This is a genomic window from Pseudomonas sp. P5_B3 (assembly GCF_056400405.1).
The window spans coordinates 17,675-34,965 of the sequence record NZ_JBFULI010000016.1 but is presented as its reverse complement, the minus strand read 5'-3'; the positions used below and the strand labels follow the sequence as shown (position 1 = coordinate 34,965).

Annotated in this window: 18 protein-coding genes and 1 riboswitch; of the genes, 5 read left to right on the top strand and 13 right to left on the bottom strand. The window is 61.4% G+C overall.

The window, feature by feature from the left end:
• Positions 1-111 precede the first annotated feature (111 nt).
• The 5 genes from AC1DRN_RS12125 to AC1DRN_RS12105 are packed head-to-tail and all read right to left on the bottom strand — an operon-like array spanning position 112 to position 4,187.
• Positions 112-753, bottom strand: a complete 642-nt coding sequence (locus AC1DRN_RS12125) for an urea amidolyase associated protein UAAP2 (RefSeq protein ID WP_223462980.1) — start codon at positions 751-753, stop codon at positions 112-114.
• An 11-nt stretch (positions 754-764) separates the two neighbouring features.
• Positions 765-1,490 carry an urea amidolyase associated protein UAAP1 gene (locus tag AC1DRN_RS12120; RefSeq protein WP_223462981.1) on the bottom strand — a complete coding sequence of 242 codons (726 nt, stop codon included), beginning with the start codon at positions 1,488-1,490 and terminating at the stop codon, positions 765-767.
• Between the two features lie 13 nt (positions 1,491-1,503).
• Entirely contained in the window at positions 1,504-2,292 is a 789-nt protein-coding gene (locus tag AC1DRN_RS12115; protein ID WP_223462982.1) for an ABC transporter ATP-binding protein, read from the bottom strand.
• Positions 2,289-3,104, bottom strand: a complete 816-nt coding sequence (locus tag AC1DRN_RS12110; RefSeq protein ID WP_223462983.1) for an ABC transporter permease — start codon at positions 3,102-3,104, stop codon at positions 2,289-2,291. Before AC1DRN_RS12110 ends, AC1DRN_RS12115 begins: the two co-directional genes overlap by 4 nt.
• A gap of 15 nt (positions 3,105-3,119) precedes the next feature.
• Entirely contained in the window at positions 3,120-4,187 is a 1,068-nt protein-coding gene (locus AC1DRN_RS12105; protein WP_223462984.1) for a putative urea ABC transporter substrate-binding protein, read from the bottom strand.
• A gap of 60 nt (positions 4,188-4,247) precedes the next feature.
• A riboswitch (guanidine-I (ykkC/yxkD leader) is annotated at positions 4,248-4,348 on the bottom strand.
• Between the two features lie 296 nt (positions 4,349-4,644).
• On the opposite strand from AC1DRN_RS12105, the gene AC1DRN_RS12100 reads away from it, so the two are divergent.
• A complete protein-coding gene (locus AC1DRN_RS12100) occupies positions 4,645-4,890 on the top strand; it encodes a hypothetical protein (protein WP_457266122.1) in 246 nt (81 codons plus the stop codon).
• A 167-nt stretch (positions 4,891-5,057) separates the two neighbouring features.
• A complete protein-coding gene (locus AC1DRN_RS12095) occupies positions 5,058-5,504 on the top strand; it encodes a hypothetical protein (protein WP_223462986.1) in 447 nt (148 codons plus the stop codon).
• 99 nt (positions 5,505-5,603) lie between these two features.
• Here AC1DRN_RS12095 and AC1DRN_RS12090 read toward each other — a convergent pair whose 3' ends face one another.
• The gene (locus AC1DRN_RS12090) at positions 5,604-6,716 is read right to left on the bottom strand and encodes an enoyl-CoA hydratase/isomerase family protein (protein WP_223462987.1); all 1,113 of its coding nucleotides are present in this window, start codon (positions 6,714-6,716) and stop codon (positions 5,604-5,606) included.
• Positions 6,717-6,849: 133 nt separating this feature from the next.
• Here AC1DRN_RS12090 and ung point away from each other — a divergent pair, with 133 nt between their 5' ends.
• Positions 6,850-7,542: a uracil-DNA glycosylase gene (gene ung, locus AC1DRN_RS12085; protein ID WP_008050720.1), complete on the top strand. Its 693-nt coding sequence runs from the start codon at positions 6,850-6,852 to the stop codon at positions 7,540-7,542.
• 100 nt (positions 7,543-7,642) lie between these two features.
• Here the strand turns inward: ung and AC1DRN_RS12080 are convergent, their stop codons facing one another.
• From AC1DRN_RS12080 to AC1DRN_RS12060, 5 genes are read right to left on the bottom strand one after another with little or no spacing between them, the layout of a single operon-like run.
• Positions 7,643-8,677, bottom strand: a complete 1,035-nt coding sequence (locus AC1DRN_RS12080) for an AbrB family transcriptional regulator (protein WP_223462988.1) — start codon at positions 8,675-8,677, stop codon at positions 7,643-7,645.
• A complete protein-coding gene (locus tag AC1DRN_RS12075) occupies positions 8,670-10,184 on the bottom strand; it encodes a tripartite tricarboxylate transporter permease (RefSeq protein ID WP_223462989.1) in 1,515 nt (504 codons plus the stop codon). The genes AC1DRN_RS12080 and AC1DRN_RS12075 overlap by 8 nt, the downstream gene beginning before the upstream one ends.
• Position 10,185: 1 nt before the next feature.
• Entirely contained in the window at positions 10,186-10,644 is a 459-nt protein-coding gene (locus tag AC1DRN_RS12070; RefSeq protein ID WP_223462990.1) for a tripartite tricarboxylate transporter TctB family protein, read from the bottom strand.
• A gap of 59 nt (positions 10,645-10,703) precedes the next feature.
• Positions 10,704-11,681, bottom strand: a complete 978-nt coding sequence (locus AC1DRN_RS12065; protein WP_223462991.1) for a Bug family tripartite tricarboxylate transporter substrate binding protein — start codon at positions 11,679-11,681, stop codon at positions 10,704-10,706.
• A 39-nt stretch (positions 11,682-11,720) separates the two neighbouring features.
• Positions 11,721-13,010: an OprD family porin gene (locus AC1DRN_RS12060; protein WP_223462992.1), complete on the bottom strand. Its 1,290-nt coding sequence runs from the start codon at positions 13,008-13,010 to the stop codon at positions 11,721-11,723.
• A gap of 238 nt (positions 13,011-13,248) precedes the next feature.
• On the opposite strand from AC1DRN_RS12060, the gene AC1DRN_RS12055 reads away from it, so the two are divergent.
• Together AC1DRN_RS12055 and AC1DRN_RS12050 are read left to right on the top strand one after the other, a co-directional pair.
• Positions 13,249-13,920: a response regulator gene (locus AC1DRN_RS12055; RefSeq protein WP_007979804.1), complete on the top strand. Its 672-nt coding sequence runs from the start codon at positions 13,249-13,251 to the stop codon at positions 13,918-13,920.
• A complete protein-coding gene (locus AC1DRN_RS12050; RefSeq protein WP_223462993.1) occupies positions 13,913-15,301 on the top strand; it encodes a sensor histidine kinase in 1,389 nt (462 codons plus the stop codon). Before AC1DRN_RS12055 ends, AC1DRN_RS12050 begins: the two co-directional genes overlap by 8 nt.
• 127 nt (positions 15,302-15,428) lie before the next feature.
• On the opposite strand, the gene AC1DRN_RS12045 is transcribed toward AC1DRN_RS12050, so the two are convergent.
• Positions 15,429-16,250 carry an HDOD domain-containing protein gene (locus AC1DRN_RS12045; RefSeq protein ID WP_223462994.1) on the bottom strand — a complete coding sequence of 274 codons (822 nt, stop codon included), beginning with the start codon at positions 16,248-16,250 and terminating at the stop codon, positions 15,429-15,431.
• Between the two features lie 34 nt (positions 16,251-16,284).
• Positions 16,285-17,226, bottom strand: coding sequence for a CAF17-like 4Fe-4S cluster assembly/insertion protein YgfZ (gene ygfZ / locus AC1DRN_RS12040; RefSeq protein WP_223462995.1), 942 nt, complete (start codon positions 17,224-17,226; stop codon positions 16,285-16,287).
• Positions 17,227-17,291 lie beyond the last annotated feature (65 nt).

Below are 17,291 nucleotides of genomic sequence, written 5' to 3'. Positions count from 1 at the left end.
ATCGCGAGCAGGCTCGCTCCTACAGGGTTTATTGGTGTTCTGTAGATTTGAGGCACTGGCCGGATCGGGCCTGGCACAAGGCAAACAACCAGCGCCGCAATCTCGGGAATTTCAGTTCCATACCAGCAGCTCCGCAGGCGTCGGGTTGTAGGCATTGCACGGGTTGTTCAGTTGCGGGCAGTTGGAGATCAACACGATCACGTCCATCTCGGCGCGCAGGTCGACGTACTTGCCCGGTGCCGAGATGCCGTCTTCGAAGGTCAGGCCCCCGTCAGCGGTGACCGGCACGTTCATGAAGAAGTTGATGTTCGGCCCGATGTCGCCCTTGCCCAGGCGGCCATCGTGAGCACAGGCGCGCAGGTAGTTGTCGCGGCAGCTGTGCATGTAGCGTTTTTCCAGGGCATAGCGCACGGTGTTGCTCTCTTGCGCACAGGCGCCGCCCAGGGTGTCGTGACGCCCGCAAGTGTCGGCGACGATGGTCAGCATCGGCTTGCCGAGGTTGGAATACAGCACGCTGCCAGTGCTCAGGTACACGCTGTTCTGCCGACGCAGGGTGCGCTGCACGTCGTAGCGCTCCCTGGGATTGGCAACGCTGTAGAACAAGGTGTCGACGGCCTGATTGCCCTCAAGGTCGAGGATGCGCAGGGTCTGGCCGGCCTTGACCTCCATCAGCCAGGGTTCGCCGGCGGGGATGGTGGCGCGGTAGATCGCGGTGTCTGGTTGCTTGTGAACGGTAGCGATAGCGAGTGACATGGCAGCGATCCTCAGGCAAACAAACGGTCGGTGTTGATGAAGCCGCGCTCGTTTTCCGGGCGCGAGGTGCGGCAGTGTTCGGCGACGCTGGCGTCGGCGTTCATCCAGCTGAGCTTCAAGGGTTTCGGTGCATAGTCCGGCGTCGGGTCCATCGGGTGCTGCAGGGCGGTGAGCACCACCAGGGTGTCCATCGGCGCGTACAACTCGATGTAGTCGCCAGCCTTGGAATTGCCCTCGACGAAGTGGAAACGTCCGGCGTCATCGACGTTCACGCGGCTGAACAGGTTGAGGGTCATCAGCAGGTCGGACAGGCCCAGCCCCCACTTGCCCAGTTCCACCAACAGGTTGTCGGTGCCGTTACGGAAGAAGCCGTTGCGCAATTCCTGATAGCGGCCGACGCCGTATTTTTCTGCCACTTCTTCAGCGCAGAGCACGCCACCGAGGCTGTCGCTCCAGCCGCAGGTGTCGGCGGTGATGGCGGCCAGCACGCGGCCCATGTCCGAGTACAGGCAATGGCCGGCGGTGAGCTTGGCGGTGTGTTGGCATTTGAGGCTGTCGGGCAGGTTCAGGCGCTCGGTTTTTTCATTGGCGTTGAGCAACGTCAGGCTGACGTTGGCGCCGCCGCGCAGGTCGGTCAGGCGCAGCAATTGGCCGCGCTTGAGCACGAAGGAACGATGGCCGCCGCCGGGGAGCATTTCTTCGGCGAAGGGCGGGAACAGTTGGGTTGAATCGGTCATGGGCAGAATCCTCTCAAGCGATACGGAGCGTGCCAGCCAGTTGCACCGGCAAGGCGTCGACGGCCTTGCTCCGGGCGCGGCGGTCGCTGTTCAAAGGGATGTCGTAGGTGATGCGTGCGCCATAGGCGCCGGGGGCGTGCGGATCGAGGCGGACCTTGTCGAACACCAGCAGCCGCGTGCCGAGGCTGAAACCTTCGGACAGGTCATGGGTGACCATGAACACCGTCAGTCGGGTCTCGCGCCACAGCTCCAGCAGCAAGGCGTGCATGTCTTTGCGGATGCCCGGATCGAGGGCGCCGAACGGTTCGTCGAGCAGCAACACCCGCGGCTTCATGATCAGCGCCTGGGCGATGGCCAGCCGCTGTTGCATGCCGCCGGAGAGCTGCGCCGGGTACTTGTCCAGCGAGTGGCCCAGGCCGACTTTGTGCAGCAACACCGAAGCCTGTTCGCGGGCCGCTTTTTTCGCGCCGCCGAACAGTCGTCCAAGCAAGGGTGAGCGCGGCAGTTCGAGACCGAGGGCGACGTTGTCCAGCACGCTCAGATGCGGGAACACCGAGTAGCGCTGGAACACCACGCCACGGCTGGCGTCCGGCTCTGCGGCCAAGGGCTGACCGTCGAGCAGGATCTCGCCACGACTGGCGCGCTCCTGGCCGAGCAGCAGGCGCAGGAAGGTCGATTTGCCGCAGCCGGACGCGCCGACGAGTGTGCAGAACTCACCTTCGTTGACGCTCAGGTTCAGACCTTCGAGCACCACCTGATCGTCGTATTGCTGCCAGACGTTTTTAACGGTGATGAAACTCATTTGGCAGCCCCCTCATACCAGGGAAAGGCGCGGTGAGTGAGGTGCTTGAGCCCCCAATCCATCAGCCAGGCGAGCAGGGTGATCCACACCACGTAGGGCAGGATCACGTCCATCGCCAGGTAGCGGCGCACCAGGAAAATCCGGTAGCCGAGACCGTCGGTAGAGGCGATGGCCTCGGCGGCGATCAGGAACAGCCATGCCGAGCCGAGCATCAGTCGCAGCGAGATCAACAAGCGGGGCAACAGTTGCGGCAACACCACCCGCAGCATCAGGGTCCAGGTCGAAGCGCCGAGGGTCTGGGCCTTGATCAGCAACTCCACGGGGATTTCCCGGGCGCGCTGTTCCAGGTCACGGGCCAGGGCCGGGGTGATGCCGATGACGATCAGCATCACTTTCGACAATTCCCCCAGGCCGAAGACGATGAACAGGATCGGCAGGATCGCCAGCGGTGGCACCATCGACAGCACCGTCAGTAACGGTGACAACGGCGCACCGAACAGCGGCAGGGTACCGGCGGCGATGCCCAGGCACAGCCCGGCCAGGGCGCTGATGCCCAGGCCGATGGCCAGGCGTTGCAGGCTGGACGCCGTGTCCTGCCACAGCAGGTATTCGCCGGTGCGGGTGTCGGCCACGAACGCCAGGCGTTTCACCGCATCGGTCATCTGCACGGCGCTGGGCAGTAGCTTGTCGTTGGGGTTGTCCGCCAGTCGCTCGGCCGAGCCTGTGAAGTAGGCGAACAGCACCAGGGCGAACGGCAGGATCACCAGCAACAGGCGACTCGGACGGTCCGGGTGACGGTTGATCAGGCGCATGGCCAGTTCTCCTGATTACAGCTTGGCGTCGGCGGCCATCTGCACGTAACTCGGGTCGAAACGCAGCTTGAGGTTGCCTTTGTCGCCGCTGGTCACACCGTTGGCGAAGGCCATGCCGACTGCGCTGGTGTCCTTGGCGCCTTCACCCAGCAAGCCGTGCTGGAAGGAGAATTCGGCGACCTTGCGCATGGTCTCCGGCAGTTGCTTGCTGGTGGAAAACGCCAGCGCTTCTTTCGGTGTGGCGAACAATTTAGTGGTGTCCAGTTGTGCCTGGAAACCCGCCAGGTCAGTGCCCGAGGCCTTGGCCATGTGTTCCAGCGCGGCTTTGCTGGCGGCGTTTTTCGCGCTCATCAACTCGACCACTTCGAACCAGGCGCCAGTCAGTGCCTTGCCCAGGGCCGGGTTGTCTTTGAGGGTGGCGCTGTTGACCACCATCATGTCCATGATTTCGCCGGGGATCTGGCTGGAGTTGAACACCTCGGTCACGGCAGGCTTGGCCTTGATGTCCGAAAGCATCGGGTTCCAGGTGGTGACGGCACTGACCTGATCGGTGTTGAAGGCGGCGGAGATGTCGGCGTCGGAGGTGTTGACCACTTTCAGGTCTTTCTCGGTGAGGTCCACCGAATCCAGAGCCCGGGCCAGCAGGTAATGGGACACCGACAGCTCCACCAGGTTGACGTCCATGCCCTTGAGGTCGGCGACTTTTTTGCCTTCGCCCTTGAGCACGATGCCGTCATTGCCGTTGGAGAAATCGCTGACGATCAGCGCAGTGCTGTCGACGCCGCCGGCGGCCGGAATGGTCAGCGCGTCCATGTTGGTCATGGTGCAGCCGTCGAACTGGCCGGCGGTGTATTGGTTGATCGATTCGACGTAGTCGTTGAGCTGTACCACATCGATCTTGATGCCGTACTTTTTCGCCCATTTGTCGACGATGCCCTGGCTGCCGGCATATTCCCACGGCATCCAGCCGGCGTAGATCGTCCAGCACACGCTGAAGTGGTCTTTCTGGGCGGCCTGGGACGAGAAGCTCACGAGGGCTGCGAACGCAGCGGCGAGCAGGGCGGGTAAACGAAGCTGGGACATGGTGGTTCTCCAGTTGATCAAGGACGGACAGGACGGCAGCGGCACCGCTAACGGTGGCTTGTCTCCCGGGCTTTTGTCCCGCCGTGTAACCTCAACTGGAGGTCGCCAACTCTCGGACCAGTCACTCGCGATTGCGAGCCGGAACCCTAGTCAGCCATTTGCAAATTGTGGTGCCGCGAACCTGTAGTGACGCCTGCACATTTTTTTGGAACAAGTGCGCTAAAGCGAGAGGCGTGCCAAGTCGGCCCGAGGGCTCTAGCGTGGGGGGCGGGGTGATCGGCGGGTTTGATCGGGAAAGCAGGCTGCCTTGTGATGGTGCGCAAGTGCACCGCATTGGAACGTATCCGCCGCTGATCAGGAGGTGCTCGCGGCATTGCACTTGGCACAGTTTTGCCAGTCAAAACAGATGTCAGCCGGTCTGTGCCGACTGCTGTCACGGGTCTTTACGGAGGCCGTCATGTTGCGTCGATTGTTGTTCGGTGCATTGCTCGGAGTGGGATTGTCTGGCTGCTACTACTACGACAGTCCTGCCGACGTCTACGCGGCACCTTATTACTATCCCGGTTACTACTCGCCTTATTACCACGGCGGCTATTACGGCCCACGTTATTACGGTGGTTATCGCTCCTATTACTACGGTGGGCATGGTTATTACCGTGGCCACGGCTATCACGGCGGTGGATATCGCGGTGGCCACCGTTAATCAGGACGTGAATGGATGAAAAACCTTTCATCGGGCAGATGTTTCTACTTGTTTCATAGACGCACCAGATTCCGAATTCGATGTCTGATATTTCGACAGTCACCGAACATTTGATTGTCGCCTGTCAGCGTCGCTGGCGTGGCTTATCCGCGGTCCAGGAGGCCGCCATGCTCTGTCAAAAAAATCTGTGCCGAATTCTTCTGCTTGCTCTGTTGGGGTTGTCCCTTGGTGGGTGCGCGCCTTACTACGACGAAGGAGGCAGTTACTACAGTTCCGAAGTCTATACCTCGCCTGCGCCAACCTATTACACCGGGAGGAGCTCTTACTATTCCAATGGTTATTACACACCGCCGCCCCGGTATTACGTGCCACCAGCGCGGTATTACCAGCCGACACCGCGCTATTACTCGCAGCCGCGGATGTATCAACCGTCGCGCCAGTACCAGTCGCCCCCTCGTTACTATCAGCCGTCGCAGGGTGACTACCGCATGCATCAGCACCATGACTGGGACGGCCATAACCGCGGGAACTGGAACAACGACTATCGCGGTCAAGACGGGCGCAACCATCGTAGTGAGCGTGGCGGTCACAACTGGCGGGATAACCACCGCTAATCATTCAGTTAAATACAATTCCTGTGGGAGCGAGCCTGCTCGCGAWGRCGGTGTGTCAGACACTCCGYCWTCGCGAGCAGGCTCGCTCCCACAGTTCGTTCAGTACTCGGAGAGGTCCGCCAGCGGATGCCGACCTTCCCACGCCTTGTGAAAATGCGCCTCTACTACCGCGTCCGGCACGTTTTTGATGTCCGGCCAGTGCCAGTGCGGCTTCTGATCCTTGTCGATCAACCGGGCACGTACGCCTTCGCTGAATTCCGGATGACGACAGCAATTGAGGCTCAGGGTGTATTCCATCTGAAAGACTTCGGCCAGCGACAGGTGCCGGGCGCGGATGATCTGCTCCCACACCAGATGAGCGGTCAGCGGGGCGCCTTCGTTCATGGTCCTGGCTGCGCGGCTCAGCAATAGATCTCTGTGATCGCGCAAGGTGCTGATGGCCTTCCAGGCGCAACGCACGTCACTGACATCCAGCAGCTCGTCGATCTGCTGACGGCGCGGCAGCCACTGGGCTTCGGGCATCTGCGCCACGGCTTCCTGTTGCAAGGCCTTGAGCAGGCTGTTGAGCTGCATCGGTGTCTGTTCCTGCCAGTTCAATTGCAGCAGACCTTCGATCAACTCCGGCTGCTGCTCATCGAGCAGGAAACGATCCGCCAGGTCCAGATCGATGGCATCGCGGCCGTTCATATGCGCACCGGTCAGGCCCAGGAATAACCCGAGCTTGCCGGGCAGGCGCGACAGAAACCAACTGGCGCCAACGTCCGGGTACAGGCCGATGCTGATCTCCGGCATGGCCAACCGGCTGCTCGGCGTGACGATGCGGATGCCTGCCCCTTGCAACAGTCCCATGCCGCCGCCGAGCACATAGCCGTGGCCCCAACAGATCAACGGTTTGGGGTAGGTGTGAAGTTTGAAGTCCAGGCGATATTCCGCCGCAAAAAACTGCGCGGCCAGTGGCGGTACTTCACCTGGATGGACGCGACAGGCTTCCACCAGGCTGCGCACTTCACCACCGGCGCAAAAAGCCTTGGCGCCTTTGCCGCGCAACAGGACGCAAACGATCTGCGGGTCCTTGGCCCAGGCCTCCATGCGGTCGCGCAGGGCGTTGATCATCGGCAGGGACAGGGCGTTGAGGGAATTTTCGGCATCCAGACTGGCGATGCCGATGCGGGCGCCGTCCGTGCCGGTGAGTTCTTCGAAGTGCAGATTCATCGTGACCTCGATCGGGAATTTGAGGGTTAAGTATGATCGCTATATGGGAAAGTGCCGGATCTGCGTCAGATCAATTGACAAGTGTGGCGAGCTTTCCTAGGGTTCGCGCCAATTGTTTTTGCCGGATGTAACCATGACTGCTGACGACCGTATCAAACTCGAACCGGGCTGGAAGGAGGCACTGCGTGCCGAATTCGACCAGCCCTACATGGCAGAATTGCGAAACTTCCTGCAACAGGAGCGGGCGGCCGGCAAGGAGATCTATCCGCCGGGGCCGATGATCTTCAACGCGCTCAATTCCACGCCGCTGGACAAGGTCAAAGTGGTGATCCTCGGCCAGGATCCTTATCACGGCCCGGGCCAGGCTCATGGTTTGTGCTTCTCGGTGCAACCCGGCGTGCCGGCGCCACCGTCGCTGGTGAACATCTACAAAGAGCTCAAGCGCGACCTGAACATCGACATCCCCAACCATGGCTACCTGCAGAGCTGGGCCGATCAGGGCGTGCTGATGCTCAACACCACCATGACCGTCGAGCGCGCCAACGCCAATGCGCACAAGGACAAGGGCTGGCAGTTTTTCACCGATCGGGTCATTGAAGTGGTCAGCCAACAGCAACCACACCTGGTATTCATGCTGTGGGGCGCCCATGCCCAGAGCAAGCAGAAGCTCATCGATGCCACCAAGCATCTGGTGTTGACCTCGGTGCACCCGTCACCGCTGTCGGCCTATCGCGGCTTCCTCGGTTGCGGGCACTTCAGCCGCACCAACAAGTTTCTGGAGCAGAATGGTGAGACGCCGATCGAGTGGCGCTTGCCGCCGGTTTGATGTGCTGACCGGGCCGGCCCCATCGCGAGCAGGCTCGCTCCTACAGGAAAATGCATTCCCCTGTAGGAGTGAGCCTGCTCGCGATGAAGTCGACTCAGTCTTACTCTGGATCGCGGTTCCAGTACTTGAACAACGGCTCCGCCAGAAACAGCACGAACAACAGGCGCATCACCTGCATCGCCGTCACCAGCGGCACCGAAAGTTGCAGGGTCTCTGCCGTCAGGCTCATCTCGGCAATGCCGCCGGGCATCATGCCCAGCGTCAGCGAGCGCAGGTCCAGATGGGTCAGCGCGCTCAAGCCCAATGCCGCCACCGTGGCGATCAGCATGGTCAACGCCGTGCCAATCAAGGTGCGGCCCATGAACGATGGCGCACGCCGGAAAAACTGCCGGTTGAAGTGACAGCCCAGACCGCTGCCGATCAACCATTGGCCGATCTGGCTACCGCCGTTGGGCAAACCGATGTGCAGGTCCCAGCCGATGCTGACTGCCGCACTGACCAGCAATGGCCCGAACAGCCAGGGGTTGGGTTGACGCAGGCGTTCCCAGATCCAGGCGGCCAACGCGCCAACGGGAAACAACACCGCCAGCCAGCGCCAATCGATGCTGCCAACATGGGAAATCGGCGCTCCGTCGCCCAACAAATACTTGAAGGCTGCCGGTACGCACAGCACGACCACCAACACCCGCAAACTCTGCCCCGCCGCCACACGGCTGAGCACCGCGCCGTTGCGGGCGCCGAGGTTGACCATCTCCCCGGAACCACCGGGCATGCTGGAAAAGAAAGCCGTGGCGCGATCTTCACCGGTGCGGCGCATCAGCCACACGCCGACCACGGCAGACAGGCTGGTGACCAACGCACCGAAGAAGATCAGACCGAAATGACTCAGCACCTGCTCCATCACCGGCGGGGTGAAGTGCAGGCCGATACCGATGCCGACGATCCACTGGCCGCACTTGCGCCCGCCAGGGATTTCGGCCAATTGCCAGGGTGTCAGGCAGCGCACCAGGATGATCGCCAGCAACGAGCCGACCATCCACGGCAAAGGCCAGCCGACCTGGCTGGCGAGGTAGCCGCCAAGCAGGCCGACCAGCGGGGTTCCCCACCAGTTTCTGAAGGGTGACCGATCAGACATCGGCGATAGCGCGCTGCGTGGCCGAACGTTTGCGCCAGATGCGGATGATCGGCATCAACAGCATGATCGCCGTCAGTACCCAGACACCGAAGGTGATCGGGCTCGACCAGAGGATTTCCAGCGCGCCGTTGGAAATCGACAGGGCGCGACGCAGGTTTTGCTCCATCAGGCCGCCGAGGATGAAGCCCAGCAGCAGCGGCGACAACGGGAAGTCCAGCTTGCGCAGGATGTAGCCGAAGATGCCGATACCGATCATCAGGAACAGGTCGAACGTGGTGGCGTGCACCGCGTAGACGCCGATCCCGGTGATGATGGCGATCACCGGCACCAGTGCCCAGTTCGGCACGGCAAGGATGCGGGTGAACACGCGGATCATCGGGATGTTGAGGATCACCAGCATCACGTTGGCGATGAACAACGAAGCGATCAGGCCCCAGACGATGTCGGGTTGTTCCTGGAACAGCAACGGGCCCGGGGTGATGTTGTACAGCGACAGGGCGCCGATCATCACCGCCGTGGTGCCGGAGCCTGGAACACCGAGGGTCAGCATCGGCACCAACGCACCACAGGCTGCGCCACCGATGGCGGTTTCCGGGGCGGCGAGGCCGCGCTTGTCACCTTGGCCAAATTTGCCGCCAGCACCGGCGATGCGTTTCTCGGTCATGTACGCCACGGCACTGGCCAGGGTCGCGCCGGCACCCGGCAATACGCCCATGATGAAACCCAGTACGCCGCAACGGATGTTCACCGTGAACACCGACGCCGCTTCCTTGAAGTTGAACATCATGCGGCCCGTGGCTTTCACCGCTTCCTGGCCGTGATGGGTTTTTTCCAGCAGCAGAAGGATTTCGCTGATGGAGAACAGACCGAGCACCAGCACGACGAACTGGATGCCGTCAGTCAGGTGGATGTTGTCCCCGGTGAAGCGATACACACCGCTGTTGGCGTCGATGCCGACGGTCGACAGGAACAGGCCGATCAGCGCCGCGATGAACGTTTTCAACGGACGGTCACCGGCCATGCCGCCAAGGCAGACAATTGCAAACACCATCAGCACAAAGTATTCCGCCGGCCCGAAGGCAATCGCCCATTTCGCCAGCAGTGGGGCGAACAGCACCATGCCGCAAGTCGCGATGAAGGCACCGATGAACGAGCTCCATGCCGACAGCGACAGCGCGACACCGGCCAGGCCCTGGCGGGCCATCGGGTAGCCATCGAGGGTGGTCATCACGGTGGACGCTTCGCCCGGAATGTTCAGCAGGATCGAACTGATCCGGCCGCCGTATTCGCAACCCAGGTACACCGCCGCCAGCAGGATCAGTGCCGACTCCGGTGGCAGGCCGAGGGCGAATGCGATCGGGATCAACAGTGCGACGCCGTTGATCGGCCCCAGGCCCGGCAACAGGCCGACCACGGTGCCGATCAGGGTGCCGCACAGTGCGGTCACCAGGTTGTACGGGCTCAGCGCGACGCCGAAGCCCTGACCCAAATAGCCAAGAGTATCCATATCAGTTCTCCAGAACGTCGAGCAGGCCGAGGGGCAGCGGTACGTCCATCACGCGGTCGAACAGCAGATAGAGACCGACGGCCATCAGGCTGATGATCACGATGCTGGGTACCCAGCGGCCGCCATACAGGCGCGCCATCGGCACACCGGTCAGGATGCTGGCGACGATGAAGCCCAGGGGTTCGAAGGTGCCGGCGAATACCAGCAACAGCACTACGCAGATGCCGATCTTGGTCAGGGTCTCGCGATCCAGCGGCGGCTCGTCATCGCTGTGCTTGATCGGCGCAGGACGGAACACCATGTACAACAGTGCCGAGCCCATCAGGCCGAGCATCAACAACGGGAAGGCCCGAGGTCCCACCGGTTCGTAGGAAAAAGCCGCTTGATACGGCCACGCCATCAGTGCCAGGCCGATACAGACCAGCAACAGCACCGAAGCAAAAATGCGTTGTAAGAGCATGAGGAACTCCTGGGCTGCGGCTCCGCCAAAACGGAGCCGCAACCGCTAGACAGAGACGATCACTGGATCAGGCCGAACTCTTTGGCCAGCACTTTGTAGTCCGCGACCTGCTTCTTCACGTAGGTGTCCAGCTCCGGGCCGGTCATGGCGAACGGGAAGAGCTCGCGCTGATCGCGCAGCTTGGCGAAGTCTTCGGAGGCCAGCAGTTTGTCGAAGGCCGCTTTCCACCAGGCGTAGTCTTCATCGCTGACTTTTGGCCCGAGGTAGAAGCCGCGCACCACCGGCCAGACAATGTCATAGCCTTGCTCGCGTGCTGTCGGAATGTCCTTCATTTCCGGCTGGTCCAGACGCTTGTCGGAGAACACTGCCAACAAACGCATGTCACCGCTCTGGATGTGCGGCATGGAGTCGGAGATGTCGGTGCTGCCAACCTGGATGTGGCCGCCGAGCAGGGCGGTGGCAATCTCGCCGCCACCTTCGAGGGCAACGTAACGCAAGTCGCGCGGGTTGATCCCGGCAGCCTTGGCGATCAGCGCGGTTTGCATCCAGTCCTGGCTGCCGACGGTGCCGCCGGAACCGATCACTACTTTGCTCGGATCTTTCTTCAGTGCCTGGACCAGATCGTCCAGAGTCTTGTAAGGAGAATCGCTTTTAACCGCGATGGCGCCATAGCTGGTACCAACGGCGGCCAGCCAGCGCACGTTGCTTTCATCGAAGCGACCGAACTTGCCTTGCGCCAGGTTCAGCAGCGAACCACTGGACCAGGCCACCAGGGTGCCGGCATCGGCCGGACGCTGGGCGACCACCGCGTTGTACGCTACCGCGCCGACACCGCCGGGCATGTAGGTCACGCGCATTGGCTTGGTCAGCAGTTTTTCGTTGACCAGCGCGCTTTGCGCCAGTTTGCAGGTCAGGTCGAAACCACCGCCGGGCGAGGCCGGGGCGATGCATTCCGGACGTTTGGGTTCGGCGAGCGCTTGGCCGGTGAGCAGCAGGACGCTGGCGGCGAGGGCTAGTTTACGCATTGACAGGTTCATTCAAGTCTCCTTGGGAGTTGTTGTTATTGACGTACTGAATTACCAAAGGGCAACGCTATAGCTCACCAGCAGACGCACTTCATCGGCATCGCGAGCGGAGTAGTTGGAACGGTAGGTGGCATTGCGCAGACGCACGGCGACATCCTTGAGCGCGCCGCTTTGTACAACATATTTAATCTCGCTGTTGCGTTCCCATTCTTTGCCTTCGTCACCGTTCTTGAGCTTGATGTTGTCACCGCTCACGTAACGGCTCATGAAGGTCAGGCCGGGGACGCCGAGGGTGACGAAGTCGAAGTCATAACGCGCTTGCCAGGAGCGCTCTTGGGCGCCGGCAAAGTCGTTGATCTGCACGAAGTTCACCAGATACGGGTCGCTGCCATCCACATAGGGGAACGCGCTGTCGCCGGACATGTGCTGGTAGCCCGCGCTGAACTTATGCCCGCTCAAGGCGTAACTCACCAGACCGTTGAGGGACTTGTTGTCGATCGGGCCGCCGCGGGCCTCGCCCTGGTCATCACTGATGGCAAATCGCAGGTCGCTGGCAAAGGTGCCAGGGCCGAACGGCTGCGCAGCAACCAGCCCGAGATAGTGCTGGTTGTAGACTTCATCGAGTTGCGCGAAGTGGTAGCTGCCGGTGATTTTGTCGGTGAACTTGTAGTCCACGCCGCCAAAGTCGAAGTGCTTGCCGGCCACGGTGCCAGCGAAGCGGCCGTTCTTGTTGTTGAGGGCGATGTCCTCGAAGTCGGTGCTGTCGCGATCCTTGGCCTTGTCCAGACGCCCGCCGGTGAAGGTCAGGCTCTTGATTTCCCTGGAGGTCAGCATGCCGCCCTCAAACGTCTGCGGCAGGATGCGCCCATCGTTGGGTTTGAGGATCGGCAGTTCCGGAATCAGGGTGCCGATTTTCAGCTCGCTGGCGGAGATTTTCACTTTGCCGGTCAGGCCGAGTTTGGAGTATTCGTCGACGGCTCGCCCATCGTCAGTCGGCAGCAGGCCGGTACCGGTGCGGTCAGGGCTTGAATCGAGCTTGACCCCCATCATGCCCAGCGCATCGACACCGAACCCCACGGTGCCGTCGGTGTAGCCTGATTTCAGATTGAGCATGAAACCCTGGGCCCACTCGTCACGCTTGGACTGTTGGGCACTGGTACCGTCGCGATAATCGCGATTGAAGTACATGTTGCGGGTTTCGAAAGTGGCCGAGCTGTTGTCAAAGAATGCGGCCTGGCTCAACGGTGAAAAACCGGCAAGGGCGGCAGCGCTGGCAAGCGCAGCGTGGCTGAAACGGGAGAGGCGGGCAGGCGCGATAGCCTGGGTCTGCAGGGACTGCATGGATGACTTACTCCGTTTATTGTTCTTATTTGTCGAAAACGCTTCGAGGCGTTTTTCGTATCGCTGTGTGGCTGCAGCGACGGCAGTCGAAACTGTCCGTGGTCCGACTCTAACGGGCTAACCTTTCGCTAACCTTTCAGAAGGCTTTCACGATTTTTCGGGCTTCACAGCGACGGATGCCGCTGTAAACTCCGCGCCAAAGAATGGCGTCGACCATCCCTGAATGAGGTAAAGATCCATGCGTGTTCTGCTCGTCGAAGACCATCTGCAGCTCGCCGAAAGTGTCGCTCAGGCGCTCAAGAGCACCGGGCTGACCGTGGACGTTCTGCACGATGGCGTGGCAGCCGACCTGGCGCTGGGCAGCGAGGAATACGCCATGGCGATCCTCGACGTCGGCTTGCCGCGCATGGATGGTTTCGAAGTGCTGGCGCGCTTGCGGGCGCGGGGCAAGAACCTGCCGGTGTTGATGCTGACCGCCCGCAGCGACGTCAAGGACCGGGTCCACGGCCTGAACCTCGGCGCCGACGACTACCTGGCCAAGCCATTTGAACTGACCGAACTCGAAGCCCGGGTCAAAGCCTTGTTGCGCCGCAGCGTGCTGGGTGGTGAGCGCATTCAGCGTTGCGGTGTGCTGGCCTATGACCTGGAAACCCGGCGCTTCACCCTCGGCGAAGAGTTGCTGACCCTGACCTCCCGCGAGCAAGCCGTGCTCGAAGCCCTGATCGCGCGCCCCGGTCGGGTGATGAGCAAGGAGCAACTGGCCTCGCAGGTGTTCGGTCTCGATGAAGAGGCCAGCCCCGATGCGATCGAAATCTACGTGCACCGCCTGCGCAAGAAACTCGATGGCCAACCGGTCGCCATCGTGACCTTCCGCGGCCTCGGTTACTTGCTGGAAAGCCGCGATGCATAGTCCGAGCAGTCTGCGCTGGCGGTTGCTTTGGAACCTGGCGCTGTTGCTGGTGGTGTTGATGCTGGCCAGCGGATTGAGCGCCTACTGGAACGGTCGTGAAGCCGCCGACACGGCTTATGACCGGACCCTGCTGGCGTCGGCGCGGACCATCGCCGCCGGCGTCTCCCAGCGCGATGGCTCCCTGAGTGCCGACGTGCCCTACGTGGCCCTCGATACTTTTGCCTACGACAGTGCCGGGCGAATTTTCTACCTGGTCAACGACATCAATCAGAAGCTGATTTCCGGTTACGAAAACCTGCCCGCGCCACCGCCGGGAACGCCGCGCACTGATGACTATCCGGCGCTGGCACGTTTCTACAACGCCCAGTACCGCGGGCAGAACGTGCGAGTGGTGAGCCTGCTCAAGCCCGTGAGTGAGCCGAACATGAACGGCATGGCGGAAATTCGCGTGGCGGAAACCGATGAAGCGCGCGTCAGCATGGCCCGCAGTCTGGCGGCGGATACGTTGCTGCGCCTGGGCATGCTGGCAATCGGTGCGTTGATGCTGGTGTGGTTTGCGGTGAGTGCCGCGTTACGTCCGCTTGAGCGCTTGCGCACGGCGGTGGAAGAGCGCCAGCCGGACGATCTGCGCCCCTTGCCGCTGGTGGAAGTGCAGCGCGAATTGTGGCCGCTGGTGCGCGCCCTCAATCACTTTACCGAGCGCTTGCGCGGACAGTTCGAGAAGCAGGCGCAATTCATTGCCGAAGCCGCCCACGAACTGCGCACGCCATTGGCAGCACTCAAGGCGCGACTGGAGCTGGGCATGCGTTCGGCCGAGCCCGACACCTGGCGCAGCACCCTGGAGACCGCCGCCCAAGGCACTGATCGCCTGACTCATCTGGCCAATCAGTTGCTTTCCCTGGCTCGGGTCGAAAATGGCGCCCGGGCGATCGCCGAGGGCGGCGCGCAGTTACTCGACCTCAGTCAGTTGGCTCGGGACCTGGGTATGGCCATGGCGCCGCTGGCCCACAAGCGCGGCATCGCGCTGGCGCTGGAAGCGGATGAACCCGTCTGGTTGCGGGGCGAACCGACGTTATTGAACGAACTGCTGAGCAATCTGGTGGATAACGCACTGGCTCACACGCCACCGGGTGGCAACGTGATTTTGCGCGTTTCGGCGCCGGCAGTGCTGGAAGTCGAAGACGATGGCCCCGGCATTCCTCTTGAGGAACGCGATCGGGTATTCGAGCGCTTTTACCGACGCAATCAGCAAGTGGCCGGTTCAGGGTTGGGGTTGGCGATTGTCGGTGAGATCTGCCGCGCGCATCTGGCGCAGATCAGCCTGCACGACGGTGAGCACGCAGGGTTGAAGGTGCGGGTGAGTTTTATTGCGGGAGATTGATGGGGCTTGTTCTGGTCCCATCGTCGGAACGCCGCCCGGAGCAAGCTCGCTCCCACACTGGATCTATGCAGCACCACAAATCCTGTGGGAGCGAGCTTGCTCGCGATGGGGGCGGCGCGGTTTTGGATCAGTAAAACATCGAGCGTGTTTCTTCCAGGTCAGCACACATCGCCTTGTCGTCCGGATCGATCCCGAGTTTGACGAAAGCAGGCACGCTGAAGGGATCGATGCGCGAGATCGGATGGTCGGTGTCTTTGTGGCAATACAGGCTGGCCACTTGCACCAGATCCACATAATCGACCTGCGCAGACTGGCGTTTGAAGTTCAGGTACAGCTGCGGCACTTGCACCAGCATGTCGGGAAATTCCCAGACCCTGAGCAGTTTTTCGCCGATCAGCGGATGAATCTGGTCGATCACATGGTTGAGGCTGACCGGGTCGGACAGCAGCTCATAGTGATCTTCGGCGTAGGTCAGGATCGGCAGCACGCCGATCTGATGCACCAGCCCGCCAAGGGCCGCCTGGTCGGGCTTGAGTCGGGTATAGCTGCGGCACAAGGCGTAGCTGACGCCGGCGATTTCCAGGCTTTTACGCCAGACATCGCGCATCTTCTGTTCAACCACGTCGGAGCGGGCATGGAAAATCTGCTCCATGACCAGGCCGATCGCCAGATTGCAGCTGTAGTTGATGCCCAGGCGGGTGATCGCGGTATGCAGATCGGTCACTTCCTGGGTCGCGCGCAACAGTGGGCTGTTGACCACTTTGATCAGGCGTGCCGACAGCGCGGTATCGCGGCCGATCACTTTGCTCAGGGTACTGACGCTGACTTCCGGGTTTTCTGCGGCCTTGCGAATCTGCAGGGCCACTTCCGGTAACGTTGGCAGAACCAGGTCATCGTTATTGATGGCCTCAACCAAATCCTTTTGGACCTTTTCCGCCAGTTCGCTCATGTAGTCTCTCTAGGTGTTGCGCCAAATGCTGCCGTTATTGCTGGATTTCGCGATCGCGGTCCAGTTCATAAGGCAGGTCGAGCAGCTGCAGGGACGGCCCTTCGAGCTCGCCCAGGTGGATGTCTCCACTGTCTGCTGCTTCGGCTTGCAACACAGCCAGCAGTTCAATGTTCTGCCCGGCGCGGGCAGCCAGCACCACTTCGCCGATGGAACTGCCGTGGGTCGGGGAAAACAGCGGGGTACCCGGCTCAGGCAATTCGCTGGCAGCCAGTTGCAGGCGATACAGACGGCGCTTGAGTTTGCCCAGGTACTGCATGCGCGCGACGATTTCCTGCCCGGTGTAGCAACCTTTCTTGAAACTCACGCCACCGACCGCTTGCAGGTTGAGCATCTGCGGGATGAACAACTCGCGGGTACCCGGCATGACCTGGCCGATCCCTGCGCGGACCTGGCCCAGCAGCCATTGATTCAGATCAGCTTCGCTCAGCACCGCCGATAGCTTGCCTTTGACCGCATTGGCTTGACCGGCGGCAACCCACAACTCGGCGCGTTGCGGCGAGACACGGATGGCGATCAGTCCATCGTTGCGCACGACGCTGTCGGTTTCTGCCGGCAGGCCCAGACCGAGGCTGGCCAGGGCGGCGTCGCCATGGTCAATGCCGAAGCGGACCCAGGCGGCACTTTCATCGGTCAGTTTCGACTTGGAAAACACCGCGTATTTTTTCAGGTCCGCCAGTTGCGGTTCGAGCAATTCAGTGGCCATGGCCAGGACCACGCCATCCCCTTCGAGCAGGATGCGGAAACTCGATTGCATCCGGCCTTTCTGGGTGCAGCGCGCACCGAGGCTGGCCCGGGAATCGCTCAGGTAGTTGAGATTGCAGGTCAGTTGGCCTTGCAGGAATTTGCTGGCGTCCGCGCCGCGGACCGCGAGAACACCTTCATGAGAAAGCGTGCAGAAAAAAGCAGAATCGGCCATGGGTCATCGCAGGGTAAAGAGTCTGGCGGACATCATAAGGGGGCGCCTTCGAAATGGGTAGTTCA

What these genes read in the sequence shown, in the direction of transcription:
- AC1DRN_RS12125 (WP_223462980.1), bottom strand. Translation starts at nt 753, where the DNA reads ATGTCACTCGCTATCGCTACCGTTCACAAGCAACCAGACACCGCGATC.
- AC1DRN_RS12120 (WP_223462981.1), bottom strand. Translation starts at nt 1,490, where the DNA reads ATGACCGATTCAACCCAACTGTTCCCGCCCTTCGCCGAAGAAATGCTC.
- AC1DRN_RS12115 (WP_223462982.1), bottom strand. Translation starts at nt 2,292, where the DNA reads ATGAGTTTCATCACCGTTAAAAACGTCTGGCAGCAATACGACGATCAG.
- AC1DRN_RS12110 (WP_223462983.1), bottom strand. Translation starts at nt 3,104, where the DNA reads ATGCGCCTGATCAACCGTCACCCGGACCGTCCGAGTCGCCTGTTGCTG.
- AC1DRN_RS12105 (WP_223462984.1), bottom strand. Translation starts at nt 4,187, where the DNA reads ATGTCCCAGCTTCGTTTACCCGCCCTGCTCGCCGCTGCGTTCGCAGCC.
- AC1DRN_RS12100 (WP_457266122.1), top strand. Translation starts at nt 4,645, where the DNA reads ATGTTGCGTCGATTGTTGTTCGGTGCATTGCTCGGAGTGGGATTGTCT.
- AC1DRN_RS12095 (WP_223462986.1), top strand. Translation starts at nt 5,058, where the DNA reads ATGCTCTGTCAAAAAAATCTGTGCCGAATTCTTCTGCTTGCTCTGTTG.
- AC1DRN_RS12090 (WP_223462987.1), bottom strand. Translation starts at nt 6,716, where the DNA reads ATGAATCTGCACTTCGAAGAACTCACCGGCACGGACGGCGCCCGCATC.
- ung (WP_008050720.1), top strand. Translation starts at nt 6,850, where the DNA reads ATGACTGCTGACGACCGTATCAAACTCGAACCGGGCTGGAAGGAGGCA.
- AC1DRN_RS12080 (WP_223462988.1), bottom strand. Translation starts at nt 8,677, where the DNA reads ATGTCTGATCGGTCACCCTTCAGAAACTGGTGGGGAACCCCGCTGGTC.
- AC1DRN_RS12075 (WP_223462989.1), bottom strand. Translation starts at nt 10,184, where the DNA reads ATGGATACTCTTGGCTATTTGGGTCAGGGCTTCGGCGTCGCGCTGAGC.
- AC1DRN_RS12070 (WP_223462990.1), bottom strand. Translation starts at nt 10,644, where the DNA reads ATGCTCTTACAACGCATTTTTGCTTCGGTGCTGTTGCTGGTCTGTATC.
- AC1DRN_RS12065 (WP_223462991.1), bottom strand. Translation starts at nt 11,681, where the DNA reads ATGAACCTGTCAATGCGTAAACTAGCCCTCGCCGCCAGCGTCCTGCTG.
- AC1DRN_RS12060 (WP_223462992.1), bottom strand. Translation starts at nt 13,010, where the DNA reads ATGCAGTCCCTGCAGACCCAGGCTATCGCGCCTGCCCGCCTCTCCCGT.
- AC1DRN_RS12055 (WP_007979804.1), top strand. Translation starts at nt 13,249, where the DNA reads ATGCGTGTTCTGCTCGTCGAAGACCATCTGCAGCTCGCCGAAAGTGTC.
- AC1DRN_RS12050 (WP_223462993.1), top strand. Translation starts at nt 13,913, where the DNA reads ATGCATAGTCCGAGCAGTCTGCGCTGGCGGTTGCTTTGGAACCTGGCG.
- AC1DRN_RS12045 (WP_223462994.1), bottom strand. Translation starts at nt 16,250, where the DNA reads ATGAGCGAACTGGCGGAAAAGGTCCAAAAGGATTTGGTTGAGGCCATC.
- ygfZ (WP_223462995.1), bottom strand. Translation starts at nt 17,226, where the DNA reads ATGGCCGATTCTGCTTTTTTCTGCACGCTTTCTCATGAAGGTGTTCTC.